This is a genomic window from Gammaproteobacteria bacterium (assembly GCA_016705365.1).
Lineage (GTDB): Bacteria > Pseudomonadota > Gammaproteobacteria > Pseudomonadales > UBA5518 > UBA5518.
Genome location: JADIYI010000009.1, coordinates 474871 through 497879, shown reverse-complemented (window position 1 = coordinate 497879; position 23009 = coordinate 474871). Strand labels below are relative to the sequence as shown.

22 protein-coding genes are annotated in these 23009 nt (G+C 64.8%); 11 read left to right on the top strand and 11 right to left on the bottom strand.

The window, feature by feature from the left end; all coding sequences use genetic code 11:
- Positions 1-135 precede the first annotated feature (135 nt).
- Entirely contained in the window at positions 136-1374 is a 1239-nt protein-coding gene (locus IPF49_20355) for a thiolase domain-containing protein (GenBank protein ID MBK6289944.1), read from the top strand.
- A gap of 23 nt (positions 1375-1397) precedes the next feature.
- Here the strand turns inward: IPF49_20355 and IPF49_20350 are convergent, their stop codons facing one another.
- Positions 1398-2846, bottom strand: coding sequence for a carotenoid oxygenase family protein (locus IPF49_20350; GenBank protein MBK6289943.1), 1449 nt, complete (start codon positions 2844-2846; stop codon positions 1398-1400).
- A gap of 263 nt (positions 2847-3109) precedes the next feature.
- Between IPF49_20350 and paaN the strand changes: the two genes are divergently transcribed.
- From paaN to IPF49_20335, 3 genes are all read left to right on the top strand, one after another.
- Positions 3110-4795 carry a phenylacetic acid degradation protein PaaN gene (gene paaN / locus IPF49_20345; protein MBK6289942.1) on the top strand — a complete coding sequence of 562 codons (1686 nt, stop codon included), beginning with the start codon at positions 3110-3112 and terminating at the stop codon, positions 4793-4795.
- Between the two features lie 96 nt (positions 4796-4891).
- Positions 4892-5755: a nitronate monooxygenase gene (locus IPF49_20340; GenBank protein MBK6289941.1), complete on the top strand. Its 864-nt coding sequence runs from the start codon at positions 4892-4894 to the stop codon at positions 5753-5755.
- Positions 5740-6651, top strand: a complete 912-nt coding sequence (locus IPF49_20335) for an SDR family NAD(P)-dependent oxidoreductase (GenBank protein MBK6289940.1) — start codon at positions 5740-5742, stop codon at positions 6649-6651. Before IPF49_20340 ends, IPF49_20335 begins: the two co-directional genes overlap by 16 nt.
- 37 nt (positions 6652-6688) lie before the next feature.
- Here IPF49_20335 and IPF49_20330 read toward each other — a convergent pair whose 3' ends face one another.
- The 5 genes from IPF49_20330 to IPF49_20310 all read right to left on the bottom strand — a co-directional run bounded on the left by IPF49_20330 (position 6689) and on the right by IPF49_20310 (position 10365).
- On the bottom strand, positions 6689-7357 hold the full coding sequence (locus IPF49_20330; protein ID MBK6289939.1) for a DNA-3-methyladenine glycosylase 2 family protein: 669 nt from the start codon (positions 7355-7357) through the stop codon (positions 6689-6691).
- A 4-nt stretch (positions 7358-7361) separates the two neighbouring features.
- A complete protein-coding gene (locus IPF49_20325; GenBank protein ID MBK6289938.1) occupies positions 7362-8138 on the bottom strand; it encodes a transporter in 777 nt (258 codons plus the stop codon).
- A gap of 104 nt (positions 8139-8242) precedes the next feature.
- A complete protein-coding gene (locus IPF49_20320) occupies positions 8243-8494 on the bottom strand; it encodes a hypothetical protein (protein ID MBK6289937.1) in 252 nt (83 codons plus the stop codon).
- A gap of 104 nt (positions 8495-8598) precedes the next feature.
- Positions 8599-9987 (bottom strand): glutamine synthetase, encoded by a 1389-nt coding sequence (locus IPF49_20315; protein MBK6289936.1) that lies wholly within the window; start codon positions 9985-9987, stop codon positions 8599-8601.
- 132 nt (positions 9988-10119) lie between these two features.
- Entirely contained in the window at positions 10120-10365 is a 246-nt protein-coding gene (locus IPF49_20310) for a DUF2132 domain-containing protein (GenBank protein ID MBK6289935.1), read from the bottom strand.
- A 328-nt stretch (positions 10366-10693) separates the two neighbouring features.
- Here IPF49_20310 and IPF49_20305 point away from each other — a divergent pair, with 328 nt between their 5' ends.
- The 4 genes from IPF49_20305 (at position 10694) to IPF49_20290 (ending at position 12428) form a co-directional block, all read left to right on the top strand.
- On the top strand, positions 10694-11065 hold the full coding sequence (locus IPF49_20305; GenBank protein MBK6289934.1) for a hypothetical protein: 372 nt from the start codon (positions 10694-10696) through the stop codon (positions 11063-11065).
- A 2-nt stretch (positions 11066-11067) separates the two neighbouring features.
- Positions 11068-11535 (top strand): class I SAM-dependent methyltransferase, encoded by a 468-nt coding sequence (locus IPF49_20300; protein ID MBK6289933.1) that lies wholly within the window; start codon positions 11068-11070, stop codon positions 11533-11535.
- The gene (locus IPF49_20295; protein MBK6289932.1) at positions 11532-11702 is read left to right on the top strand and encodes a hypothetical protein; all 171 of its coding nucleotides are present in this window, start codon (positions 11532-11534) and stop codon (positions 11700-11702) included. Before IPF49_20300 ends, IPF49_20295 begins: the two co-directional genes overlap by 4 nt.
- A gap of 174 nt (positions 11703-11876) precedes the next feature.
- On the top strand, positions 11877-12428 hold the full coding sequence (locus tag IPF49_20290; protein MBK6289931.1) for a cytochrome b: 552 nt from the start codon (positions 11877-11879) through the stop codon (positions 12426-12428).
- Positions 12429-12521: 93 nt separating this feature from the next.
- Here IPF49_20290 and IPF49_20285 read toward each other — a convergent pair whose 3' ends face one another.
- Positions 12522-14342: a carboxypeptidase regulatory-like domain-containing protein gene (locus tag IPF49_20285; protein MBK6289930.1), complete on the bottom strand. Its 1821-nt coding sequence runs from the start codon at positions 14340-14342 to the stop codon at positions 12522-12524.
- A 188-nt stretch (positions 14343-14530) separates the two neighbouring features.
- On the opposite strand from IPF49_20285, the gene IPF49_20280 reads away from it, so the two are divergent.
- The 3 genes from IPF49_20280 (at position 14531) to selD (ending at position 17358) form a co-directional block, all read left to right on the top strand.
- Positions 14531-15331: an SDR family NAD(P)-dependent oxidoreductase gene (locus IPF49_20280; protein ID MBK6289929.1), complete on the top strand. Its 801-nt coding sequence runs from the start codon at positions 14531-14533 to the stop codon at positions 15329-15331.
- Between the two features lie 300 nt (positions 15332-15631).
- On the top strand, positions 15632-16321 hold the full coding sequence (locus tag IPF49_20275; protein ID MBK6289928.1) for a hypothetical protein: 690 nt from the start codon (positions 15632-15634) through the stop codon (positions 16319-16321).
- Positions 16318-17358, top strand: a complete 1041-nt coding sequence (gene selD, locus IPF49_20270) for a selenide, water dikinase SelD (protein MBK6289927.1) — start codon at positions 16318-16320, stop codon at positions 17356-17358. The genes IPF49_20275 and selD overlap by 4 nt, the downstream gene beginning before the upstream one ends.
- Before the next feature lie 112 nt (positions 17359-17470).
- Here the strand turns inward: selD and IPF49_20265 are convergent, their stop codons facing one another.
- The 4 genes from IPF49_20265 to IPF49_20250 all read right to left on the bottom strand — a co-directional run bounded on the left by IPF49_20265 (position 17471) and on the right by IPF49_20250 (position 23008).
- Positions 17471-17734: a DUF2249 domain-containing protein gene (locus IPF49_20265; GenBank protein ID MBK6289926.1), complete on the bottom strand. Its 264-nt coding sequence runs from the start codon at positions 17732-17734 to the stop codon at positions 17471-17473.
- Between the two features lie 133 nt (positions 17735-17867).
- Positions 17868-19241, bottom strand: coding sequence for a HAMP domain-containing histidine kinase (locus IPF49_20260; protein ID MBK6289925.1), 1374 nt, complete (start codon positions 19239-19241; stop codon positions 17868-17870).
- Positions 19231-19905 carry a response regulator transcription factor gene (locus tag IPF49_20255; GenBank protein MBK6289924.1) on the bottom strand — a complete coding sequence of 225 codons (675 nt, stop codon included), beginning with the start codon at positions 19903-19905 and terminating at the stop codon, positions 19231-19233. The genes IPF49_20260 and IPF49_20255 overlap by 11 nt, the downstream gene beginning before the upstream one ends.
- A complete protein-coding gene (locus IPF49_20250; GenBank protein ID MBK6289923.1) occupies positions 19880-23008 on the bottom strand; it encodes an efflux RND transporter permease subunit in 3129 nt (1042 codons plus the stop codon). The genes IPF49_20255 and IPF49_20250 overlap by 26 nt, the downstream gene beginning before the upstream one ends.
- Between the last annotated feature and the right edge of the window lies 1 nt (position 23009).

Genomic DNA, 23009 nt, shown 5'->3' with positions numbered 1-23009 from the left:
CCGACGCGCCAACCGGGTGTGCGAGGCAGGGTGCTGACGGATCGAGACGGCACGCGCCAAAGCGACCGAGCGTGGCAGATTCATTTCCCCTCGATGCCTGGATTGTTGGCCGGAAAAGTTTTGGAGTAGCAGGAAATGAGTACCACACCCGTATATATCCTCGGCGGCTACCAGACGGATTTCGCCCGCGCCTGGTCACGCGAGGGGCTCGATATCTCCGACATGATCCGCGAGGCCACGCTCGGCGCACTGGAGAATTGCGCGCTCGATGCCGGGGCGATCGGCTCGATCCACGTGGGCAATGCATTCGGCGAGGCGCAGCGCCAGCAGGGTCACCTCGGGGCGATGGTGGCACAGGTGGTGCCCGAGCTCTGGGGAGTGCCCGCGATGCGCCACGAAGGTGCCTGCGCCTCGTCCTCGCTGGCAGTGCTCACGGCGATGGCCCGGATCGAGGCCGGACGCTACGGCTGCGTGCTGGTGCTGGGTGCCGAGGAATTCCGCAACCTGCCCGGCAACGTGGCCTCGCGGAACCAGAACGCCGCCGCTTGGCAGGGGCGCGAGGGTATCGACTGCACCTTCATGTGGCCGGCGGTGTTTGGCCTGCTGGCCGGGGAATACGAACGGCGTTACGGTCTCGATCGAAAGCACCTGAACCGGATTTCCGCGATCAACTACGGCAATGCCAGGCGCAATCCGCTGTCGCAGACGCGCAGTTGGGAATTCAGGGACAACAGCTTCAGCGATGACGATCGGGCCAATCCGGTGATCGAACCCGGCGTGCGCCGCCAGGATTGCGGACAGATCACCGATGGAGCCTGCGCGGTGGTGCTGGCCAGCGGTGAATTTGCCGCGGCGCATGTTCGCGCGCGTGGCGGACGGCTCGCGCAGTTACCGCGCATCCAGGGCTGGGGGCACCACAATGCGGGCTTGCGTTACCGTGACAAGATCGAGCGCAGCAGGGACCAGGAACTGGTATTCCCGCATGTGCATGACACGATCCGGGACGCGTTCAGGCGGGCCGGGATCGCGGGTGTCGAAGCTCTCGATGGCATCGAGACGCACGACTGCTTCACGGTTACCGAGTACATGGCGATCGATCACTTCGGCATCACGGCACCGGGGCAGTCGTGGCAGGCGGTGGAGAGCGGTTTGATCGAAATGGGCGGCAAGCTGCCGATCAACCCCGGCGGTGGACTGATCGGCTGCGGTCATCCGGTGGGCGCGACCGGTGCGCGCATGCTGTTCGATGCCGCGCGCCAGGTCAGCGGGCAGGCGGGCGCGATGCAAGTCGAGGGCGCAACTCGTTTCGCAACCCTGAACATCGGTGGTTCGTGCGCGACGGTGGTGAGTTTCGTGGTGGGAGTGGATGGCTGAAACGCGTCCGGTGCGGCGCCGGCTCAGCGCACGGCGATCTGCTCCGGCTTTACCCAGCAGGCATGAAATCCCGCCGGAATACGCTGCGGCATCCGTACCCGCGCGACCGGCCCCTTGCCGATATCGAGCGCATCGAAGATCTGCAATTGCTGGCTGCGTTCGCGGTCGTTCCACACGAAACTCACCACGTAGCCATGGTCCTCGGAGCGGGCGTTGTCGGCCGGCGCAAACCACGGTTCGCTGTACCAGCAGTGATCGTGTCCATCGCTCCAGGCGGCCACGCAGGTCCCGCTGTCGGTGTTGTACTTGCGGATCCCGGTCCAGCGCAGGATGTTCGGATCATGGTCGACCAGGTAGCCCCATTGCGTGCGGCGCCCGGTCATGCGGCTGTTCATGGTCGGGAATTCGATATTGTGCTCCGGGTCCAGGCATTCCTCGCGAGTGGCGCCGGTCCTGAGGTTGATGCGGTAGCGCCACAGGCGCGCATCCATCATCAGCGTGGCGATCATGTGCGCGGTGCGTGCCTCGTCGATGCGCCCGTTACGGGTCTCGGCCGGCAGAAAGCGGCACGCGACCATCACGATCTCGTCGCCTTCCTCCCACGCATTGACCGTGTGGTACAGGAAGCAGGGCGAGAATTCGAACCAGCGGATTTCGCTGCCGGCGCCGTAGCGCGGGAGTACCCCGAAACGTGTCGGCAGCTCGCTGTGAAAGCACAGCTTGTGGCGCCCGGCACGGTAGGCCTCGTCGTCGTGGAACAGCGGCAGATCGTGCAGGATCGAGTAGTGTTCGGTGATCGCCATGTCATGGGGCAGGCGTGCGCCGGGCAATTCGATGGGCTCGTGGTGGGTCAGCCTGCCCTCGGCATTCACCACGCCGTGGCTCATGAAGGGCTGCTCGTGCCAGTAATCGAAGAACATCATCTCGCCGCTGTGCTCGTCGACCTTGGGGTGGGCCGAGAAACCATTGCCCAGCCCTTTCACATAATCCGCCTTGCCCAGCGTTTCGAGCGTGACCGGATCGACATGGTAGGCCTCGCCCGCCATGTACCACGACGCCACCGCGTGGCCGGCGTGGGCAATCACATCGGTATTGGCGCTGTCCTTGAGCCGCAGATCGCGGCGCCCCTTCAGGGTACTCATGATGCCCCAGAACGGCGAGCCGCCGGTGCGCTCCTCCTCGAGCCAGGCATCGGTGCGCACCCACTTGTTGCGGTAGGTCACGCGGCCGCGGTCGAAGTGCGCGGCGTGCAGCATGCCGTCGCCGTCGAAGGGGTGGTAATTGCCGTTTGGCTCGAAACGCGGGTTGGGGCCGTTGCGCAGGTAGACGCCGTTCAGATCTGCCGGAATCTGTCCTTCGACGGGCAGTGCATCCAGCACCTGCTCCTCGAATATCGGAGCAAAGCTGCCGCAGAGCATGGGGCCGTGGGCATCGCCAAACGGGGCGTCTGGATCGAGCAGGCGAGCATTCATCGCTAATCCCTGTGCTGCGGTGAGGGGCGAATCCAGTCTATTCAGGTGCGTTCATTAATGCAATTTAAGGCGATTCGGACATTTCGCGGCAACAGTAATTCGTGACAGTAATTCGTGACAGTAAACTCTTTGTCTGCGACAAAGAGTTTACTGTCACGAATTACTTTCAGGACGCCACGTCGAACACGGGCAACCGCTATCGGTCTGTAAAGGAAGGCCGGTAGAATCGATCCATCGCAACGCTCCCGGGAGCAGGGAAGACGATGAGCAACTGGTTCGAGAAGCATGTGGCGGTGCTCGACAAGGCGCTGGACGCCTGCGCCCGGCGCTATTCATGGACGGCGTATCCGGAATCGCCGAGTTCGCGGATTCATGGTGCGGAGCTTCCGGCGCTCGGCCGGCAACACTTCGATGCGCTGCTGGGGTCGCGTTTCGAGCTGCCGATGGCGGGGCAGCGGGGCTGGGTCGGAGCCGAGGTCTCGCCGTTCACGCGCGAGTCGCTTGGCATCAGCTACCCGCTGCCTGACATCGATGCGGTGTTCGCGGCAGCGCGCGCGGCGCTGCCCGGGTGGCGTGATGCCGGGGTGCGCGAGCGCGTGGGTATCTGCCTCGAGATGCTGAGCCGCTGGGGCGATCCGCTGGCACTGTTCGTGAATGCCCATGCGACGATGCACACTGCCGGGCAGAGCTACATCATGGCGTTCGCGGGATGTGGCGCGAATGCCCTCGATCGCGGCTTGGAAGCGCTCGCGTATGCCTGGAAGGCGATGGCCGATGTGCCGGAGACTGCGCACTGGGAACGCGGGTTCGGCGGACCCGAAACGGCAGGCCTCGAGAAGCATTACCGGATCATGCCGCGCGGCACCGCCGTGGTGGTGAGCTGTGCCACGTTTCCGCAGTGGAACGGATACCCGGCGCTGATGGCCAACCTGGCGACGGGCAATCCGGTGGTACTGAAGCCGCACCCGAACGCGATTCTGCCGGTTGCGTTGCTGGTCAGGAGCGGGCGCGAATTGCTGGCCGAGGCCGGCTACGATCCGAATCTGCTGAGCATGGTCGCGGACGATCCTGCGGCCCAATCGACGCTGGAACTGTTGCGCCATCCGGATACCGCGATCATCGACTTCACCGGCTCGGCACGCTTTGGCAAATGGATCGAGCAGAACTGCCGCCACGCCCAGGTCTACACCGAAACCGCCGGCTGCAACTCGGTGCTGCTCGAATCGACCGCAGATCTCGCTGCGACCGCGAAGGCCATTGCGCACTCTCTCTGCCAGGCGTCCGCGCAGATGTGCACCAGTGTGCAGAATATCTATATCCCTGCCGGGGGCGTGCGGGTCGGCGAATCGAGCGCGTCCTTCGACGAAATCTGCACGGCGCTGCACGAGGCAGTCGACAACCATATCGCGGATCCCGCCAACGCCGCGTTCCTGTGCGGAGCGCTGGTGAACGACGCCGTGGCCGACACGCTTGCCGCGATGCGCGAGGCCGGCCGGCGAACGGGCCGCATCCGGCGCGACTCCGCCCCCTATGCCCACCCCGATTTCCCCCGGGCACGAACTGCCACGCCGCTGATGATCGAGATCGATTGCGGTGCCCATGAGCTGTATGGTGAAGAGCGCTTCGGCCCGGTTTCGTTCCTGATCCGCGCCGCCGACCGTGACGCCGCGCTCGCCGATGCGACGCAACTGGTGCGCGAGCGCGGTGCGATCACCACGCATGTGTACTCGATCGACGAGGTGTTCCTGGCGCGTGCGGTCGATGCCTTTCAGATCGCCGGCGCCTCGGTGGCCTGCAACCTGCATCGCATGCCGATAAACTTTGCCGCGGCCTACAGCGATTTTCACGTGACCGGCATGACCCCGGCGGGAACCGCCTGCCTGACCGACCTCGCGTTCGTGAGCAACCGGTTCCGGATCGTGCAGTCGAAGAGGCCGGTCGGGAAGTGAATTTTTCCACCGGAGATCTGTTAAACCCCCGACGAGGAGTTCTGCGTGCTGAATGACATCAAGACGCAACTGAGGTTGCCGGTGATACAGGCACCGATGTTCCTGGCGACCGGGCCGGCAATGGTGATCGCGGCCTGCCGCGCCGGGATCATCGGCAGTTTTCCGACCCAGAACGTGCGCAGCGACGCGGATCTCGAGAGCTGGTTCGCCGAGATCGATGCCAGCACCGGGGTGCGCGGAGGGTGTGCGCCGTACGCGGTCAACGTGATCGTGCACCCGAGCTATCCGCGCCGCGAGCAGGATATTGCCGCGGTGCTCAGATACAAACCGTCGATCGTGATCACTGCGCTCGGCAGCCCGCGCGAGGTGGTCGACCGGATTCACGGCTATGGCGGCATCGTGCTGGCCGATGTGATCTCGCTGCGTTTTGCGCGCAAGGCGCTCGATGCCGGGGTGGACGGACTGGTGCTGGTCGCGGCCGGCGCTGGTGGTCACACCGGGCCGATCGCGGGCTTTGCGTTCGTCGAGGAGGTGCGGCGTTTCTTCGCCGGGCCGCTGGTGCTCGGTGGCGGTATCGGCAGTGGCCGCGCGATCCGCGCCGCGGAAATCCTCGGGGCCGATTTCGCGTATCTCGGAACCCGTTTTCTCGCCACGCGCGAGAGCCTGGTCGCCGAGGAGCAGAAACAGATGGTGGTCGCCTCGGGCAGCGAGGATGTCGTGTGCTCGGCCTCCTTCACCGGGGTGAAAGCCAACTGGCTGCGCCAGTCGATCATCAATTACGGCATGGATCCCGACAAGCTGCCCGAAGGGGAAATCGATTTCTCGCGCCAGGATCTCAAGCGCTGGCGCGATATCTGGTCGGCGGGGCAGGGAGTGGGATCCGTCGATCGAATCTGCCCGATGGCCGAAGTGGTCGATCAGCTGGAACGGGAATACCGCCTCGCGTGCGAACACCGATGAAGCTGCGCTTCGACGAACAGGTTGCGATCGTCACCGGCGCCGGCAAGGGGCTGGGGCGGGAATACGCGTTGCAGCTCGCCGCGCGTGGTGCCCGGGTCCTGGTGAACAATCGCGCCCACGCGGGCGATCCGGTACGCTCCGCCGACTCCACGGTCGCGGCAATCGTTGCCGGCGGTGGTGCGGCGGTCGCCAATTACGCCAGCGTCGAGGACGAGGACGCGCCGCAGGAGATGCTGAGGCAGGCGCTGGCGGCATGGGGACGTGTCGATATCGTGATCCACAATGCGGGTATTGCCCGGAGCGGCTTTTTCACCCGCATGAGCGCGACGGATTTCGCCGCGCTGATGCGCATCAATTTCCTCGCGCCGGTGGCACTGACGCGTGCCGTGTTGCCGCATATGCGTGAGCGTGGTTACGGACGCATGGTGTTTTCGACATCGGCGGCCGGGCTCTATGGCAATCGCGGACAGAGTGCCTACAGCGCCTCGAAAGCGGCACTGCTCGCATTCATGCAGAGCATCCGTCTCGAGGAAAGCGGCTACGATTTCCGGGTCAACGCGATCGCGCCGTTTGCCGACACTCCGATGACAGCGGGTTATATGCCGGGGCAATCCGACGGGCGCTTCAGCACCGCCTGGCCCGCGGCGCTTGCACTCTGGTTCGCGCACCGGGACTGCTCCGCGAGCGGCGATACCGTGATCGCCGGAGGCGGGGTGTTTCGCGCCGCGCGCTGGGTCGAGGGCGAGGGCCTGCAGATACCCGGTTTCGCGCAGATCGGCGCCGAGGACATCGCGCGGCACTACGCCGCGATTCGCTCGCTCGATCCAGCCATCGGGCAGGACTCGGCCGACGATTGCTTCCGGCGCGTGGTCGCAGCCGCCGCACCGGATTCATGAGCGCGGTTCAGCCGATGCCGCCGCGCACGGCTGATGCTCAGCGCGTGCCGCGATTGAGGTAGGCCTGCCATAACAGCCGTGCACCCACCGAGCGGTATGGTGCCCAGGGTGCGGTGAGCTCGGCGGCGTGCGTGTTGTCGGGGCGCTCGCCGAGACCGTGCAATTCCTGCAACGCGATCAGCAGTGCCAGGTCGCCGGTCGGCCAGATATCGGGACGACGCAGGGCCATCAACTGGTAGATCTCGGCGCTCCACGGGCCGATGCCACGGATACCGACCAGCATCGCGCGTGCTTCGTCATCGCTGGCACGCGCTATCGCCGCAAGATCGACCTGCCCCTCGAGTACTGCCCGCGCCAGGCCGACGCAATAGCCCGCCTTCTGGCGGGTCACGCCGCGCCCGCGCAGCGCCTCTTCGCCGGCGGCCGCAATGGTCTGCGCCGATAACGACCCCAGCGCTTCGAGCAGGCGGCGGCGCAACGCATTGGCCGAGGCCAGCGAAACCTGCTGCTCGAGGATGATGCGCAGCAGCGTTTCGAAACCCGGCGTGCGGCCCCACAGGGGCGGCATGCCATGGCGCTCGACCTGGGCGTGGAATACCGGGTGCAGCGCGGCGATATGCGCAACCCCGTTGCTGATGCCGGTGGAATCGAGACGTCGGGGCGCGCGTTGTGTCCTGCGGTTCACGCCGGATCGGGAGCTGTTCACCGACCTATTTCGGAAACAGCAGGGTGTATGTCAAGCGTGCGCCCCAGCCCTCGGCGCCGTGTTGCGGGCTTTCGAGCCAGCGGCGCACACCGAGTTGCAACTGCATGGGCCGGGCGCCGACCTTGAACAGTTGTGCGACCGTGAAATTGACCGGGATATTCCATTTCTCGGCTTCCCAGTCGTAGGTCGATTCGGTGTTGAGCGACCAGGTCGTGAAGCGCGCCGTGGTGAACGACAGGAACGGCTGCAGGAACGTGGCATTCACATCGCTGCGATCGTCGTCGCCATCGTAGGAGTTGATGTGGTTGGCCAGCGCGCCAAAGGTCCAGCCATTGCTTTGCTTGAGCAGCACCGCGGTCGGGCCGGCACCCCATTTTTCGGAACCCAGGTACTTGTCGCTGGCGGTGCGCAGCAGGAACACCGGCCCGACGCCCCAGATCCAGCCGTCGGCGGTTGGCGCCTTCGGTGAAAAGAACAGGCTCTGCACCACGTCGCCAAAGCCCTCCTGGCTGGAGCCGGGCACCATATCGTCCTGCTTCACCAGCGGTATGATGGTGCGCGAGATCATGTTCCAATCGGAGCTGATCGAAAAGGGAATGACGGGTTGCACGTTGAGCAGATAGCGTTCGCCGTCATTGAAGGGGCCGAGGTCCTGGTCGTAGTTTCCCTGCATTGGCACGCTGATCAGCGAGGCGATCGGATTGCTCAGCTTTTTGGCCAGCTCGGCGCTGCTATCCGCGGCCAGGAGTTGTGGTGCCTGGATCAGCAGCGTGCACAGCATGCCCGCCGATGCCAGGTGTTTACGGTGATTGAACAAGCGGAAACGGTGCTCTGGAAACATGGGAGTACTCGTCTGGTTGCGAACTGGCCAAGCGCACGGGGGTTTCAATACAAGCGCATCAAAAGCGGCGGATTCCAGCGTCGGCGCCGATGCAGCAGGTGGCCAAGATACAGCGCAAGCCCGCTCCACACCAGTGCAAAAGTCCATGCCCGGCTGATCGTGACCGGCTCGCTGAACCAGCACACCGCGAGCAGCAGCAGGGCGCAGAACGGTACCGCCCACAACGCGCGATGGGCGATGATGTCGATCGCGGAAACCGGGCCGAGCGCGCCCCGGTAGAGTACCGATAGTCCCACCAGACATGGGCCACGAGGCCGCCGACCAGACCGCAGGTGTCGATATCCGCCGATGCAGAGCTATTGCCCAAGATGCGGCCTTTGATGGCGCGATTGAACGCGCCTCAGATACTCAGCAACAGGAAATTGCGCTCCCAGGAGCTCACCACCCGGTTGTACTTGTTCATCTCGAGGGTCTTCACTTCGACGAAGGCATCGATGAACGATTCGCCCAGCGCCGCGCGCAGTTCCTTGCAGGCGTCGAGCTGCTCGAGTGCCTCGGGAAGGTGCCGCGGCAGCGTGAATTCGAGTTCGTGCGCATCGCCCACGGTCAGCGGGCCGGGTTCGAGTTTCTGGTCGAGCCCGAGCAGACCACATGCCAGCGTGGCGGCAATCGCGATATACGGGTTTGCGTCGGCGCCGCCGATGCGGTTCTCGACCCGCCGCGCGGCGCGCCCCGAATCCGGCACCCGCAGACCGCAGGTGCGGTTGTCGCGGCCCCAATGCAGGTTGATCGGGGCGTCGCTCTCGAGGCGCATGCGGCGGAACGAGTTGACGTTGGGGCAGAACAGCGCGGTGGCCGGCTCCACATAGCGTTGCAGGCCGGCGATGTAGTGCATCAGTGCCGGCGAGTCGCTGCCGTCGGGCAACGAGAAGATGTTCTCGCCGGTCTTCACATCGAGCACCGACTGGTGGATATGCATCGCCGAACCGGGTTCGGAGGCATGCGGCATCGCCATGAAAGTCGCGTACATGCCGTGATTCAACGCGGCCTTGCGCACCAGGCGCTTGAACAGGAACACCTGGTCGGCGAGCGCCAGCGGATCGCCGTGCTTGAAGTTGATCTCGAGTTGCGCGGGACCGGCTTCGTGCGCCATGGTGCCGATGCTGATCGAGCAGGCCTCGCAGTAATCGTAGATCTGGTTGACCACCGCATCGTATTCGTTGGCGGCCTCGATGCCATAGGCCTGGCGTCCCGCTTCACGACGCCCGGACATGCCCACCGGCACCGACAGGGGGATGTCGGGATCGATATTCTTCTCGACCAGGTAAAATTCCTTTTCCGGCGCGACGATGGGTTTGAGTCCGCGCTCGGCATAGGCCGCCAGCACCCGCTTGAGCACCGTGCGCGGTGCGAACGGCACCATCTCGCCCTGCTTGTTGCGCGCGTCGCAGATGATCTGCGCGGTTGGAAAGGCGGTCCACGGCACGATCCGCGCAGTGCGCACGTCGGGTATCACGTAGATGTCGAGATCGATCTCGGCCGCGACCTTGGTGTAGTACTCGCTCTCGCCGGTGACCGACTGTATGAGCACCGTTTCCGGTACGCGCAAACCGTCGGTATCGAGGCTCTGGATGAAATCCGCGCAGGGCACGATCTTGCCGCGCATCATCCCGTTCACGTCCGGCAGCAGGCACTCGATCTCGTCGATGCGCGTTTCGCGCAGCCACTGTACCAGCGCCTCGGTATTGTCGATGTCGGTCGGCTGGTAGTTGTCGAGGTTGAAGCTCATGGTTTGCTCGAAGCAAGGGGACAGATGCCTGCGATATTAGTCGATCCCGTTTGGCGGCGCCGCCTCCGAAATGCAACGCAGAGCGATGGCGCCGCCCCGTTCCCGAAAAGCGCTCACTTCACACCCGGTGTTTCATTCTGCTCCCCGGGGCCGGTTGCGGCGCAGAAACGTGGAGATATACAGCTGTTCCACTTTCTCCCTGGCCCAGGGCGTTTTGCGCAGGAACTTCAGGCTTGATCTGACCGAGGGATCATTCCTGAAGCAATTGAGATTTATCTTCCCGGCGAGGGCATCCCAGCCGTAATGATCGACGAGGGCACTGACAATCTGCTCGAGCGTGATTCCATGCAGGGGGTTGCGCGGCTGGCGGTCGTTCATCGTCGATCATTCCCTGCTCATGGCCTGGTGCCGGGGGATGGAACTCATCCGGGTGCCGCGTCATTGTGCATCATCGCGCGGCCTGACCGGAGCATGGAGAGTAGCGGCACGGCTCGGCCACCTGGGCGAATGCAGCGTCTGCGGCGGAGCAGGTCAGCGCCGCCCGCAGCGCACAGCGCATTGACGCGATCTCCGACGCGCCCCTAACATCGGTCGCGCAACGTTTTCGACCCGATCACTGCCAGCCGGTCGGGCAGGATCGCGACGCGATATGCCATCGCGCGCTCAGCGTGATTGCGCGCAGGCAACAGAGTGCGAGGATTTGTCGATGGAGGCCAGGCTTTACTTCGTGCTCGGCGATTGTCTTGGCAATGCGCTGGTAGGTGCCTTCTCCGGCTGGGCCGCAGTTGCATGGATGCCGCATGCGCTCGGCTTCTGGCTGGGCATGGTGGTGTCGATGGCCGGTGCGATGGCGGTGACGATGCTGCTTGCGCTCACGCTGTTGTTGCGCTGGCTGGGCACGCACGAGGTGATGGTGCCGACCATGATCGGCGGCATGACGGCGAACATGACGGTGTGCGCGCTTGCGCACCATCATGCGATGTCGCCGCTCGATGGCGCCTGGTTGGGTGCGCTGATCGGCCTCGGGGTCCTTCTTCTCACCTACATTGCCAATGCGCGAATGACGCGGGAGGCCTGAACATGGACGAGGCCACCGCGAGAAAATGGGATCGCGCCGCCCAAAGTTTCGACCTGATGAACGGCGTTGGCTCGGAGAAGCGCTGGGGTCCGGTGAAGCGCGCGATGTTCGCGCGCATGCAGGGAGAGGTGCTGTTCCTGGCAGTGGGAACAGGTCTGGACATCGCCTTGTTTCCGCCCGGGCAGCACATCACCGGCATCGATATCTCGACCGAAATGCTCAAGCGCGCGGAGCCGCGTGCGCAGGCCTATCCCGGGCATATGAGCGTGCAGCGCCAGGATGTGCTGGAGCTGGATTTTGCCGATGAGCGCTTCGATCAGGTGTTCACGTCCTGCACTTTCTGCTCGGTGCCACGCCCGGTGGATGGTTTGCGCCAATTGCTGCGCGTGCTCAAGCCGGGCGGGAATTGCATATGTTCGAGCACACGGGCAGCAAGGTATTTCCCTTCAGGCAGGTCATGGACTGGATGACATATCTCACCCGCAACTTCGGTCCCGATATGAACCGCGACACCGTTGCCAACGTTGAGGCGGCGGGCTTTCTGATCGAGCGCGTGCGCAACGTCTACCTCGACGTGGTGAAAACCATCCATGCGCGCAAGCCGGACGCAACCGCGAGGCAGGGAAACCCGCGGTAGGGTCAGCAAATCCTCCCGGATACTTTCCATTGGACCAATCGCTGCGCGGGGATCAGCACAGTCAGCTTAACTTTCGCTTAATCCGAAAGCCGACTTTATGGCACCCGCCGGCGGTGGCTCCAGGCACAAGGCCGACCGCATAATATCGCCACCATCCCAGGGAGGAGTCCGGTCATGTGGAAGAACTCGGCTACGCGTTACGGTTCGTTGCAAGTCGCGCTGCACTGGCTGATGCTGGTGTTGCTGGTGGCGGTCTATCTCGCCATGGAACTGCACGAGAATTTCCCCAAGGGCAGCGATGCGCGTGCGTTCATGAAGGCACTGCATTTCATGCTCGGCATCTCGGTGCTGATCCTGATGGCGGCGCGCATCGCGGCGCGCTTTTCCGGCCCGACGCCGCTGATACAGCCACAGCCCGCAGGGTGGCAGGAACTGCTGGCCAAACTCATGCATCTCGCACTTTATGTCTTCATGATCGGCATGCCGATCGCGGGCTGGCTGATCCTCAGCGGCGAGGGCAAGCCGGTGCCCTTCTTCGGCCTGGAATTGCCGGCGCTGATCGCCAAGAACCACGACCTGGCCGAGACCATCGAGCACTGGCACAAGGAAGTCGGCGAATGGGCCTACTACCTGGTCGGACTGCACGCGGTCGCGGCGCTCTATCATCACTACATCGTGAAGGACAACACCGTGCTGCGGATGCTGCCGCGCCGCTTTGGCGGCTGAGCCCGCGTCCCTTCGAATTGCGCGATCACCGGGGCTGCCAGGCGCTGTCCTGGATCTCGCCGGGCTGAAATCCGCGGCAGCCGAAATCCTGGTTCAGCCGGGGTCGCGAGTTGGCGTCTCCGGGCCCAGCAGGGCGCGGTCGGCAGCGCCGCCCTCGGGGTCGATGCAGATAAACGAGGGCACCCCGTCCTCGATCGCATAGGAGGGCAGGTTGGAGGAGCTCGAGCAGGCCTGGCCATCCGAGGTGAACTCCCAGTCGCGCAGCCAGGTCACCCGGGTCGGGCTGGGGTAGGTGATGAAGGTTTCGCTCCCCGGCACGAAGCGAAAGCTGCGGTCCGACATATTGGAGGTGATCCAGATATCGCCGGTTCGAGGATGCACGTTCAGCGCATAGGGTACCTCGTACTCGTTGGGCGCCAGGGTGGGCAGTTTCCAGGTGCGGAATTCGTGCGTGCCGGTGTCGAAGGCCATCAGGCCGCCGTCGTCGAATGCGGGAATCCACAGCGTGCCGTCTTTCGCGAAGCGCGGGCGACGTGGTCCCTTCATCGGCGTCTCGAACTCCTGCACCTCGTGCGTTTGCGGGTCGATGCGCCCGATCCGGTTCAGGTACAGCTTGGCGTACCAGATCGAACCGTCGCGCGGATTGACGTCGATACCGTAGGGAAAGTTGAACAGCGCGCGGTGATCCTTGCCGGCCCATTTGTGCGGCGACAGCACGTTGTGCAGGTTGTTGCCGGGAAACCACGCCGCGATTTTGATCACCGCCGGCAACGTGGTATCGATCAGCCACGGCCAGAACCCGTTGTGCGGCAGATCGATCACGCTGAACTGTTCGGTTTGCGGATCGAAACGGATCACCTCGTTTGACAGCACCACGGTGAACCAGACGATATCGTTGGCATCGACGCGCACGGTGTGCGGGTAAATATGGGTAGGGCCGAGTTCGTAGAGCTTGAACTTCCGGGTTGCAGGATCGAAAGAGGCCAGCGAGGATGACAGCGCATTGGTGATCCAGAAACGCCCGTCGGAGGTCTGGGCGAGACTGTGCGGGCCATGCTTGCCGGTAAACACGCCGATCGGGAACGGGATGCCCGACAACACCCCACCCCGTGGCAGATCGATATCGGGCAGCGCGAAAGTCTCGACCTTGGCCGTCTTGCGATCGAGGAACCAGATCACGTCATGACCTTCGTCGGCGCCGTAGAGATTGTCATCGGCGTGATTAACCGCGGCATCGTGGATGAACGACATGCCGTCGCCGACCAGCCATTCGTGGACCTTGGCGTGGTGCAGTTCGGGAGCCACCGCGTAGGTTTGCACTGCCGTAACCGGATCGGGAGTGAAATCGCGTGCCAGCGTGCTGACGATGCCGGCGCTCTGGGATGGAGTAAGCATCGCGAAATAGCTTTCCATGCGCTCGACACTGCTACGCCAGGCATCCTCGTCACGCGGGGTGCGGGTCAGCGAGTTGCCCACCTGGTGGCAGTAGTTGCACTGGCTCACGAAGGTGGCGCGCAGCGCCGGATCCTGCCATTGCAGTTTCGTGAGATGGGCCGAAGCGGTGAGCGTATCGGACAGGGTCTGGGGATCGCCGATCTCGCTCAGCGTGAAATCGACCGGCAGGCTGGTATCGACGCCGAGCGCGATGTCCTGGCTCACGTCGGCAAAATAGGGCAGGCGCGCGCGCAACCGCAGCTTGCCGCTGAACCCGGTGGCGAGCACATAACTGCCATCCGGCGCGCTGTAGACGGTTTCCTTGCGGTTGCGCGCCTCGTTGAACAGCGTGAGCAGCGCGCCGGAGACGGCGCGGCCATCGGCGGTGCTCACGGTGCCGTGGACGATGCCGGCAAACGTATTGGTGGCGTATCCCAGTGCGCCCAGCACCAGCACCAGGTACGGAGTCATGCGATTCATCGATATCACTCCCGTTGGGTCGGCGCTGATCCTGGCGCCGCGGCCCGGGGAATATACCCCGGTTTATCGGGCAACGTCTGTCCCTTGAAGCAGGACTGTTGTCATCCCGTGCCATGGCTATGGGATCGGACGCATACAGGCTACCCTGCATGCTTGGGCAGATCATATCCGGCGGAGGTCGTATCAGCATGACGATATACAAGGAGAAAGTCGCGGTCGTTACCGGCGCAGGCTCGGGGATCGGCCGCGCCCTGGCACGGCAGCTCGCGGCTGCGGGCGCGCGGCTGGCACTGTCGGATATCAATGCCCAGGCGCTGGAGGCAACGATGCAATTGTTGCCGGCCGATCACGATGCGCGCGCCTATGTGCTCGATGTGTCTTCGCGCGCGGCGGTGTTCGCGCATGCCGAGGAAGTCGAGCGCGATTTCGGCGCGGCACAATTCCTGTTCAACAACGCGGGCGTGACCGTGGTCGGTACCTTCGAGCATCTGAGCATCGAGGAAATCGAGTGGCAGCTCGGCATCAATCTGTGGGGTGTGCTCTATGGCTGCAAGGCCTTCCTGCCACAGATGCTGGCGCGACGCGAGGGCTGTATCGTCAATATCTCGAGCGTGTTCGGCCTGGTGGGTTACCCGCTGCAGAGCGCCTACAACATCTCCAAGTTCGGGGTGCGTGGCCTGACCGAGTGCCTGTGGTCGGAACTCGAAGACAGTGGCGTGCGCGCGGTATGCGTGCACCCCGGCGGAATCCGCACCGCGATCGCCACGGCGGGGCGCATGTGTGCGAGGGCCGGCCAGGAGGAATCCAGCTTCGAGGGTATGGGCGACAAGCTGCTGGTCACTCCGCCCGAGGATTGCGCGGCGGATATTCTCGAGGGCGTGCGCAAGGGCAGGCGGCGGATTGTCACCGGCAACAAATCCAGCACCCTGGCGTGGATCGCGCGGCTGTTCCCGGATCGTTATCCAACACTGTTGCGTTGGTTGAGCTGAGTTGCGCGCCCGCTGTAGTCGGTGTTCGCCCTCGCGTGGTCGTCGCGGCACCGGTTCGACCGGGCCTTATCGCAGCCGTGATTTACGGCAATATTGACGATTGCAGTACGTAGCAGGCCGTTGCTGCGCTGCCGTGGTCCCCCCGGGTTGATTTCGAGCCGTGAATGCTGGTCTAGCCTTCTTTCCGTTACCCTCAGGGCTTTACGAGATGCACCATCCAATCGGTTCCATCAGGCACGGATCAGGCACCATGCCGCGCAAGATTGCGTACTGGCAACGATTACCCGCGGGAACGCCGTCATGCTGAGCGTGCGCTTGCAGCTGGCGCTGATGACGGTACTGGCGATCGATCTTTGCTGCGTGCTGTTGCTGGTGAGCAGCGGTTCCGAAGCGTTCTACCAGGAGAACGGCCTGTTGGAGAATGCGCAGCTGATTGTCCTCGCCCTGGGCATCGTTGCCCATGCATGGCGTAGCCGCCACGCGGTGTCGGTATTCGAGCAGCGGCTGTTCGCGGCACTCTGCCTGTTGTCGCTGGCGATCTGTTACCGCGAAGCCGACCTGCAGTCGCTGCTGCCGCTGGACTCGGCGCTTCGTTCCGCACTGCATATCGCCAAGCCCGTCGTGACTCCGCCGCTGTGGCTTGCCGCGGCGATCGTGCTGGGGCGCTGCCTCGGCGCGGATTGGCGGCGTACCCGCAGCTTTCTTTCGTCCGATGTCGCGCTGCTCGTAGGCGGCTGCGCGGTGATGATGGTGCTTGCCGTGCTGCTGGACAAGAGCGTGATCCACTTCCCGGGCCCGGACCGGTTCTTCGAGGAACTCCTCGAGCTCAGCGCCTACCTCTACCTGCTCGTCACGACGCTCGCACAGCGCACCGAGGCCCATGAGGACAGTCCGCTGATCGGCGCGCGAGGCCTCGAGTCCCAGGGCGATCGTGGCTCGGCATACGCCGGGAGCCCCGCGCGCGCTCGCCAGTGCCAGGAACAGCGGTGAGCGGGATCAAGCTGACCGATTACGCGCATGGTGGCGGTTGCGGCTGCAAGATCTCGCCGCAACTGCTCGGCGAAATCCTGAGGAACACGCCGCGGGCCGGGCCGTTCGCCGCGCTGCTCGTCGGTACGGAAACCAGCGACGACGCCGCGGTCTACAAGCTCAATGACGAGCAGGCGCTCATCGCGACAACCGATTTTTTCATGCCAATCGTCGATGACCCCTACGATTTTGGGCGTATCGCCGCCACCAATGCGATCAGTGATGTTTATGCGATGGGCGGCACACCGATCCTCGCGCTCGCGCTGCTCGGGATGCCGATCGATAAATTGTCGCCGCAAGTCATCGGGCGAATTCTCGACGGCGGCGCCGATGTGTGTGCGGCGGCCGGCATCCCGGTGGCCGGCGGCCACTCCATCGATACCCCGGAACCGATCTACGGCCTGGTTGCCCTTGGTCTCGTGCACCCGGACCATATCAAGCGCAACTGTGGTGCGCGCGCGCGCGACGTGCTGATCCTGGGCAAGGGTCTCGGGGTTGGCGTACTCGCCGCCGCACTGAAAAATAAGCTGCTCGGCCCCGACGGTTATCGGGTGCTGCTGGACAGCACCACGACTCTCAATACGCCGGGCAGTGCGCTTGCCCGGCTGCCCGGCGTGCACGCCCTCACCGACGTCACCGGCTTCGGACTGCTCGGACATTTGCTGGAAATCTGCCGTGGCTCAGGGCTTGCTGCCCGCATCGAGATGGCGCGTGTCCCGCTGCTGGCGGGGGCCGAGGACTTTGCACGACAGGGCATCGGCCCCGGCGCCATCGGCCGCAACTGGGCGAGTTACGGGGCCGATGTCGGGCTGCGCGAGGGCGTCGCCGCATGGCAGCGCGAACTCCTTTGCGATGCGCAAACCAGCGGCGGCCTGCTGGTTGCCTGCGACGCCGGGGTGAAACAGGAGGTGCTGGGGATCTTCCGTGCCCAGGGATTCGCCCAGGCAGCGGAAATCGGGGTGCTGAGCGCCGGCGCTCCCCGGGTCGAGGTGTGCTGAACGCGCACCGCTGACCCGCGGCACCAAATGCGGGCGCTCCAGCGGCGAACCCGCTGGTGTCGTTCCGAAGCTTGGCGGACCCGAATTCCCGCCGCCGGGTTAAGGCGATCCTTTAGAGCCTGGCGAAGTCGATGACGATGGCGCCCGGTTCGCGCTGGCGGTAGGTGATGGACAGCTTGTCGCCATAGCGTTGCTGCAACTGGCCGAGCAGCGGCAGCGGATCGTGGTCATTGCAGAAACGCATCGTCTCCCCGGGTGTCAGCGCATCCAGCGCGCCGAAAATCGCCGCGTGGCGGAAACGCTTGGCAACGCCGCGCGCATCGAACGGATAGAGCGCTTCGGCGGTAGTGTGGTTGCAGGCGTGGACGGTTTGCATGCGGACTCCTCGTGGCAAAACCAAGTCCGACCAAATTGGTCGGGTAAAGCAATATACCTGTTGCTCGACAGCGGATTCCTTGATCTGGATCGGAATTCACGGATTCGGCGGGCAGCGCCCCGTACCGCGGGCCTCAGCTGGTCACGGAAGGCCTCGCGCCGAAGCCGAGCATGACCCGCAGCCCCGGGTGCGCATCGTCCAGCACCAGCGTCGCGCGATGCTGCCTGGCGATCGCCGCGACGATGGCGAGGCCGAGTCCCGAGCCGGTCGAGCCGCGACTTCTATCCAGCCGGTAGAAAGGTTCCAGTGCCCGCTCACGCTCGGATTCCGGTATTCCGGGACCATTGTCCGCGACGCTCAGGCACACCGTTGCACCGTGTGCGAATACCTCGATACCGATATCCGTGCCGGTCGGCGTGTGACGCGCCGCATTCTCCAGCAGGTTGGCGATCGCGCGCGCCAGCAGATAGCGATTGCCCTGGACCCTCAGCGGGGTGGCCGTGCAGCTGAACAGGCGGCGCCCGCCGGCCTCGATATCCGCGGAATAGGCGTTGGCGATGGTTGCGGCGAGCAAGGCCAGGTCCAGCGTCTCGAAGCTGTTCGGCGCCGTGCCCGATTCGATTTCCGACAGGCTGAGAATCGCATCGAAGGTACGCATGACGTCATCGATGGCTGTTTGCGCGCCAGACACGGCGGCCTCCCGCTCGGCGCCAGATGCATCCGGGTCGCCAACCGTCTCGAGTTGCTGGCGCATATGCGAGAGCGGGGTGCGCAGATCGTGCGCCACCGCGACCGAGACGCGGCGCACGCTGGCCGCCAGCGTGGCGACGCTGTCCAGCATGCTGTTCACACCGTCGGCGATTGCATCGATATCGTCTGGCGCGCGCGTGCCGGCATGCGCAGCCCGCACCGCATGGTCGCCCGCGGCAAAGCGGCGCACCGCGTCCGCTACCGCTGCCATGCGCGCCAGCGCCCGGCGGGTAACGAATGCAGCGGCGCCGAGACCGATCAGCAATGCCAGCGCACCCGACCAGCCGAGCGCCAGCAGCACGGCGCGGCGCACGGCTTCTGCCTGTTGCAGATTGCCGGCGATCGACAGCAGGGAGCCGTCGGGCAGTAGCCGCGACAGTACCAGCAGGGTTTGCGCTCCGTGCTGCTCGCCGTCAGCGCCGGCCTCGACTCGGGTCCACCCGGGCTGTGGTCGGGAGTGCCGCAGATTGTCGATCTCGATCGAGCCGTCGTGGCTCTCCAGACGATAGCCCAGCGCGCCGGGCTGATTGGCGCGTGAACGGATGGCCTCCACCAGGCCAGCGAAGCCCTCGGCCCCGATCTCGAATTCCATGGCCTGCATTTCGAGCGCGATTCGTTCGCGGATGGCGTTTTCGACGGTACGCGCGGTAGCGAAAAAGGTGATTGTGCCGGCCATCAGGAAAGCGCCGACCAGCAACGCGGCGAAGATCGCGGACAGGCGCGCGCCGGTTGACAGGCGCAGCGTTTCAGTCGCCACGGATCATATACCCGGCGCCGCGTACGGTATGAATCAGTTGCGCCTCGTCGGGTGCGGAAATCTTGGCGCGCAGGCGGCTGATATGGGATTCGACGATATTGGTTTGCGGATCGAAGTGCATGTCCCAGACGTTCTCCAGCAGCATGGTGCGGGTGACGATCTGCCCGGCATGCAGCATCAGCATTTCCAGCAAGCTGAACTCGCGTGGCTGCAGATCCACCAGCCGCGTGCCGCGCCGCACGCTGCGATCGAGCCGGTTCAACCACAGATTGCCCACGCCGAGCAGCGCCGGTTGTTCGTTGAGCGGTGCGCGGCGCAGCAGCGCGTTCAGCCTGGCGCGTAACTCGATGAAGGAAAACGGCTTGCCGAGGTAATCGTCGGCACCGCTGTCGAGGCCTTGCACGCGGTCGTTGACAGTACCCATGGCACTGAGAAACAGCACCGGTACCTGCAAGCCGGCAGCACGGATCGCCTTGACCACCGACAGGCCGTCGAGCCCCGGCAGCATGCGGTCGACGATCAGCACGTCGTAACGATTTTCCAGTGCCTGCACCAGGCCATCGCGCCCGTCCCCGAGTGCATCGACCACATGGCCCAGTTCGCGCAGGCCGCGCGCGACGTAGCCCGCGGTCTGTGCGTCATCCTCGATCAGCAATACCTTCAAGTACCGCTCCTGCGCTGCCGTGCCGATCATCATTATGAGGGTGTAACCAGGCCAGTACGAGTGCCGGCAGTATCAGCAGGCTCAGCAGCGTCGAAGACACCAGTCCACCCACGATCACCTGTGCCATGGGCCCCTGGACTTCGCGCCCGGCCTCGCCGCTGCCGAGCGCCAGTGGTGCCAGTGCCAGGCCGGCAATGATGGCGGTCATCAGGATCGGCGTGACGCGCTCCGTGGTGGCGCGCAACGAGGTCTCGCGGTTCCAGCCGAAGCCTTCCGCGAATGCCAGTTGCTCGGTGTGCGCGATCAGCAGGATCGCGTTGCGTGCGGTGATGCCGAACAGGGTGACGAATCCGACCAGCGCGCCAAGCGTGATTACTCCGCCGCCGAGCAGCACTGCCACGCTGCCGCCGATCGCGGCGAACGGTGCGCCGGCCAGCACCAGCGCCGCCGCGCGCCAGCCGCCGAAGGCCAGCGACAGGACGACCAGGATCGAGATCAAGGCGATGCCGCTGTTGAACAGCAGTTCGCGGCTGGCTGCGGACTGGCCCTCCGCGGTGCCGCCGAATTCGAGATAGACCTCCGCCGGCAGCTGCAATTGCCCGGCGATACGGGCCTTCAAGGCGCTGACAAACCCCGCCACATCCGCAGTGGCCGGATTCGCGGTGACCACCTGGCGGCGCCTGCCGCCGTCGTGTTGTACCGAGGTGCGGCCGCGGCTCATGTCGATGGTTGCGATATCACCCAGGCGCAGCATGCGTCCCGCTTCGCCGCGTATCAGCAACTGCGCGGCGCTTTCCGGTTGCACAGCTTGCGCGCCGTCGAGACCGACCGCGACGTTGATCATCCGCTCGCCGTGGGTGATCTGCGCGATGGTGGCGCCGCCGAAAGCCGCGGCGATGGAGTCGTAGGCGATTGTCGTGCCGACGCCGTACTGCGCCATCCGCACGGGGTCGAGTGCGATGCGCAGCAGCGGCGCGCCGGGCTGGGCCTTGATCTGCACATCGGTCGCATCGGGAAAAGCCTGCACCACGGATTGCAACCTGGCGGCAACCCGGTCCAGCTGATCCAGGTCGGGCCCGAATATGCTGATTGCCACCGCGGCGGTCTCGCCCGACAGCGATTCCCCGATTCGATCGCCGAGAAAGGTCAGGGCCTCGGTCTGGTAGCCGGGGTATCGATCGAGCAATTCGCGGATCTGCACGAGGATGCGTTCCTCGGCGGTCCCGTCCACCGCCGCGAGTTCGACATGGAGTTCGCTGCGGTTAGGTGGCCAGGTGTCTTCGCCCTGTTCCGCGCGGCCGGTCTGCTGCTCGGCGCTGGCGATGCCCTCGATATGCAGCAGCGAGTCGATCAGCGAGGCACCGACACGCTGCATCGCCGCGAGCGAAGTGCCCGGCGGCCCGCTCAGTTGCAGCACGTAATGACGTTCGCGGAATGCGGGTAGCAGTTCGGCGCCGAAGGTGGCGAAGATGGCGCTGCTGGCGATCCCGGCGAGGATCACCGACAACAATGCCTGGCGCGGATGTGCAAGGATCGCGCCGAGCATGCGCCGGTGCTGGTGCTTGAGCCAGCCGAGAAAGCGCGGCTCGGTATGCGGAGCGTGACGGCGCAGCAACAGCGAGGCAAGCGCCGGCGTCACGGTCATCGCGATGGCCAGCGATGCCAGTATCGACAACAGAAACGACAGCGCGAGTGGCGTGAAGAACGCACCCTGGATGCCGTGGAGCAGCAACACCGGCGCGATGGTCAGCGCCAGTATCGAGGTTGCCGACAGGATCGGCTTGCGTACTTCGCTGCTGGCGGCGATCACGACCTCGCGCAGTTCGGCGGCGGTCCCCGCTGCGGCCTGGCGCATGCGCCGCGAGATGTTCTCCACGTCGATGATGGCGTCGTCGATAACCACGCCGAGCGCTACCGCGAGCCCACCGAGGGTCATGGTATTGATCGATTGTCCGCTGCGGTCGAGCACGATCAGCGCGGCCAGCAGCGACAGCGGGATCGACACGAAGGAGATCAGCGCGATGCGCAGGTCGCGTACGAACACCAGCAATACCAGCGCCACCAGCGCCGCACCGAGCAGGAGATCGATACGGATTCCGCCGATGGCGGTCTCGATGAAATTCGCCGGACGGTGCAATGCCGGATAGATGCTCACGCCACGTCCCGTGATCGCCGGCGAGATTTCGTCGAGGGCTGCTTCCACGGCCAGCGTGGTATCGAGCGTATTGGCGCCGTACTGGCTGGAAAGCGCAATCAGCACCCCCGGCTTGCCCATGATCAGCGTGTCACCGAAGAGCGGCTCTCCGGACTCGCGGACCTCGGCGATATCGCCGAGCCGCACCGGTGCACCGCCCTGTGGCGCGATGCCGATGGTGGCAATCTGCTCCGGGGTGTACGCATCCTGGCGCGCCTCGATCAGCACTCGCTGGGCACCGGTATCGACAAAGCCGCCACCGCGCACCGTGACGGCGGCCCGCACCGCGGCACCGACCTCGTCCATGGTCACGTTGCGGGCGAGCATCGCGACCGGGCGCAACCGGATCTCGATGCGCCGCACCTTGCCACCGAAGATCGTGGCCCGCGCAACCCCCGGCACCGCCAGCAGCCGCGGTCGCACGGTCCATTCCACCAGGTCGCGCAGCTCCAGCGGCGACAGCGTATCGCTCAGGAAGCCGATCTTGAGCAGGTCCATGGTCGATGAGGTCAGCGGTGACAGTTTCGGTGGTGCCACTCCGGCGGGCAGCGCGGAGGCGGCTTCGGCCAGACTCTCGGCCACCACCTGGCGGGCGCGAAACGGATCGCTGCCTTCCGCGAAACTCACCGTGATCACCGACAGCCCCTGTATCGATTCGGAGCGCACGCCGCTGACCCCGTTGGCGCCCTGCAGCGCATTCTCCAGTGGCCTTGTGATCAGTTGCTCCACCTGCTCCGGAACCAGGCCCGGTGCCTCGGTCTGCACACTGGCCTGTGGTGGCACGAATTCCGGAAACACGTCATAGCGTGCCTGGAACACGGTCGAGATGCCGAGTGCGAGCAGGATCGCAGCGCCGCTCAGGACCACTACCGGGTGCTCGACCGACCAGCGGATGATGCGCGTCAGCATG

What these genes read in the sequence shown, in the direction of transcription:
- IPF49_20265 (MBK6289926.1), bottom strand. Translation starts at nt 17,734, where the DNA reads ATGCAAACCGTCCACGCCTGCAACCACACTACCGCCGAAGCGCTCTAT.
- IPF49_20305 (MBK6289934.1), top strand. Translation starts at nt 10,694, where the DNA reads ATGGAGGCCAGGCTTTACTTCGTGCTCGGCGATTGTCTTGGCAATGCG.
- IPF49_20295 (MBK6289932.1), top strand. Translation starts at nt 11,532, where the DNA reads ATGACATATCTCACCCGCAACTTCGGTCCCGATATGAACCGCGACACC.
- IPF49_20275 (MBK6289928.1), top strand. Translation starts at nt 15,632, where the DNA reads ATGCTGAGCGTGCGCTTGCAGCTGGCGCTGATGACGGTACTGGCGATC.
- IPF49_20250 (MBK6289923.1), bottom strand. Translation starts at nt 23,008, where the DNA reads ATGCTGACGCGCATCATCCGCTGGTCGGTCGAGCACCCGGTAGTGGTC.
- IPF49_20285 (MBK6289930.1), bottom strand. Translation starts at nt 14,342, where the DNA reads ATGAATCGCATGACTCCGTACCTGGTGCTGGTGCTGGGCGCACTGGGA.
- IPF49_20350 (MBK6289943.1), bottom strand. Translation starts at nt 2,846, where the DNA reads ATGAATGCTCGCCTGCTCGATCCAGACGCCCCGTTTGGCGATGCCCAC.
- IPF49_20290 (MBK6289931.1), top strand. Translation starts at nt 11,877, where the DNA reads ATGTGGAAGAACTCGGCTACGCGTTACGGTTCGTTGCAAGTCGCGCTG.
- IPF49_20355 (MBK6289944.1), top strand. Translation starts at nt 136, where the DNA reads ATGAGTACCACACCCGTATATATCCTCGGCGGCTACCAGACGGATTTC.
- IPF49_20315 (MBK6289936.1), bottom strand. Translation starts at nt 9,987, where the DNA reads ATGAGCTTCAACCTCGACAACTACCAGCCGACCGACATCGACAATACC.
- IPF49_20300 (MBK6289933.1), top strand. Translation starts at nt 11,068, where the DNA reads ATGGACGAGGCCACCGCGAGAAAATGGGATCGCGCCGCCCAAAGTTTC.
- IPF49_20310 (MBK6289935.1), bottom strand. Translation starts at nt 10,365, where the DNA reads ATGAACGACCGCCAGCCGCGCAACCCCCTGCATGGAATCACGCTCGAG.
- paaN (MBK6289942.1), top strand. Translation starts at nt 3,110, where the DNA reads ATGAGCAACTGGTTCGAGAAGCATGTGGCGGTGCTCGACAAGGCGCTG.
- IPF49_20325 (MBK6289938.1), bottom strand. Translation starts at nt 8,138, where the DNA reads ATGCTGTGCACGCTGCTGATCCAGGCACCACAACTCCTGGCCGCGGAT.
- IPF49_20280 (MBK6289929.1), top strand. Translation starts at nt 14,531, where the DNA reads ATGACGATATACAAGGAGAAAGTCGCGGTCGTTACCGGCGCAGGCTCG.
- IPF49_20340 (MBK6289941.1), top strand. Translation starts at nt 4,892, where the DNA reads ATGTTCCTGGCGACCGGGCCGGCAATGGTGATCGCGGCCTGCCGCGCC.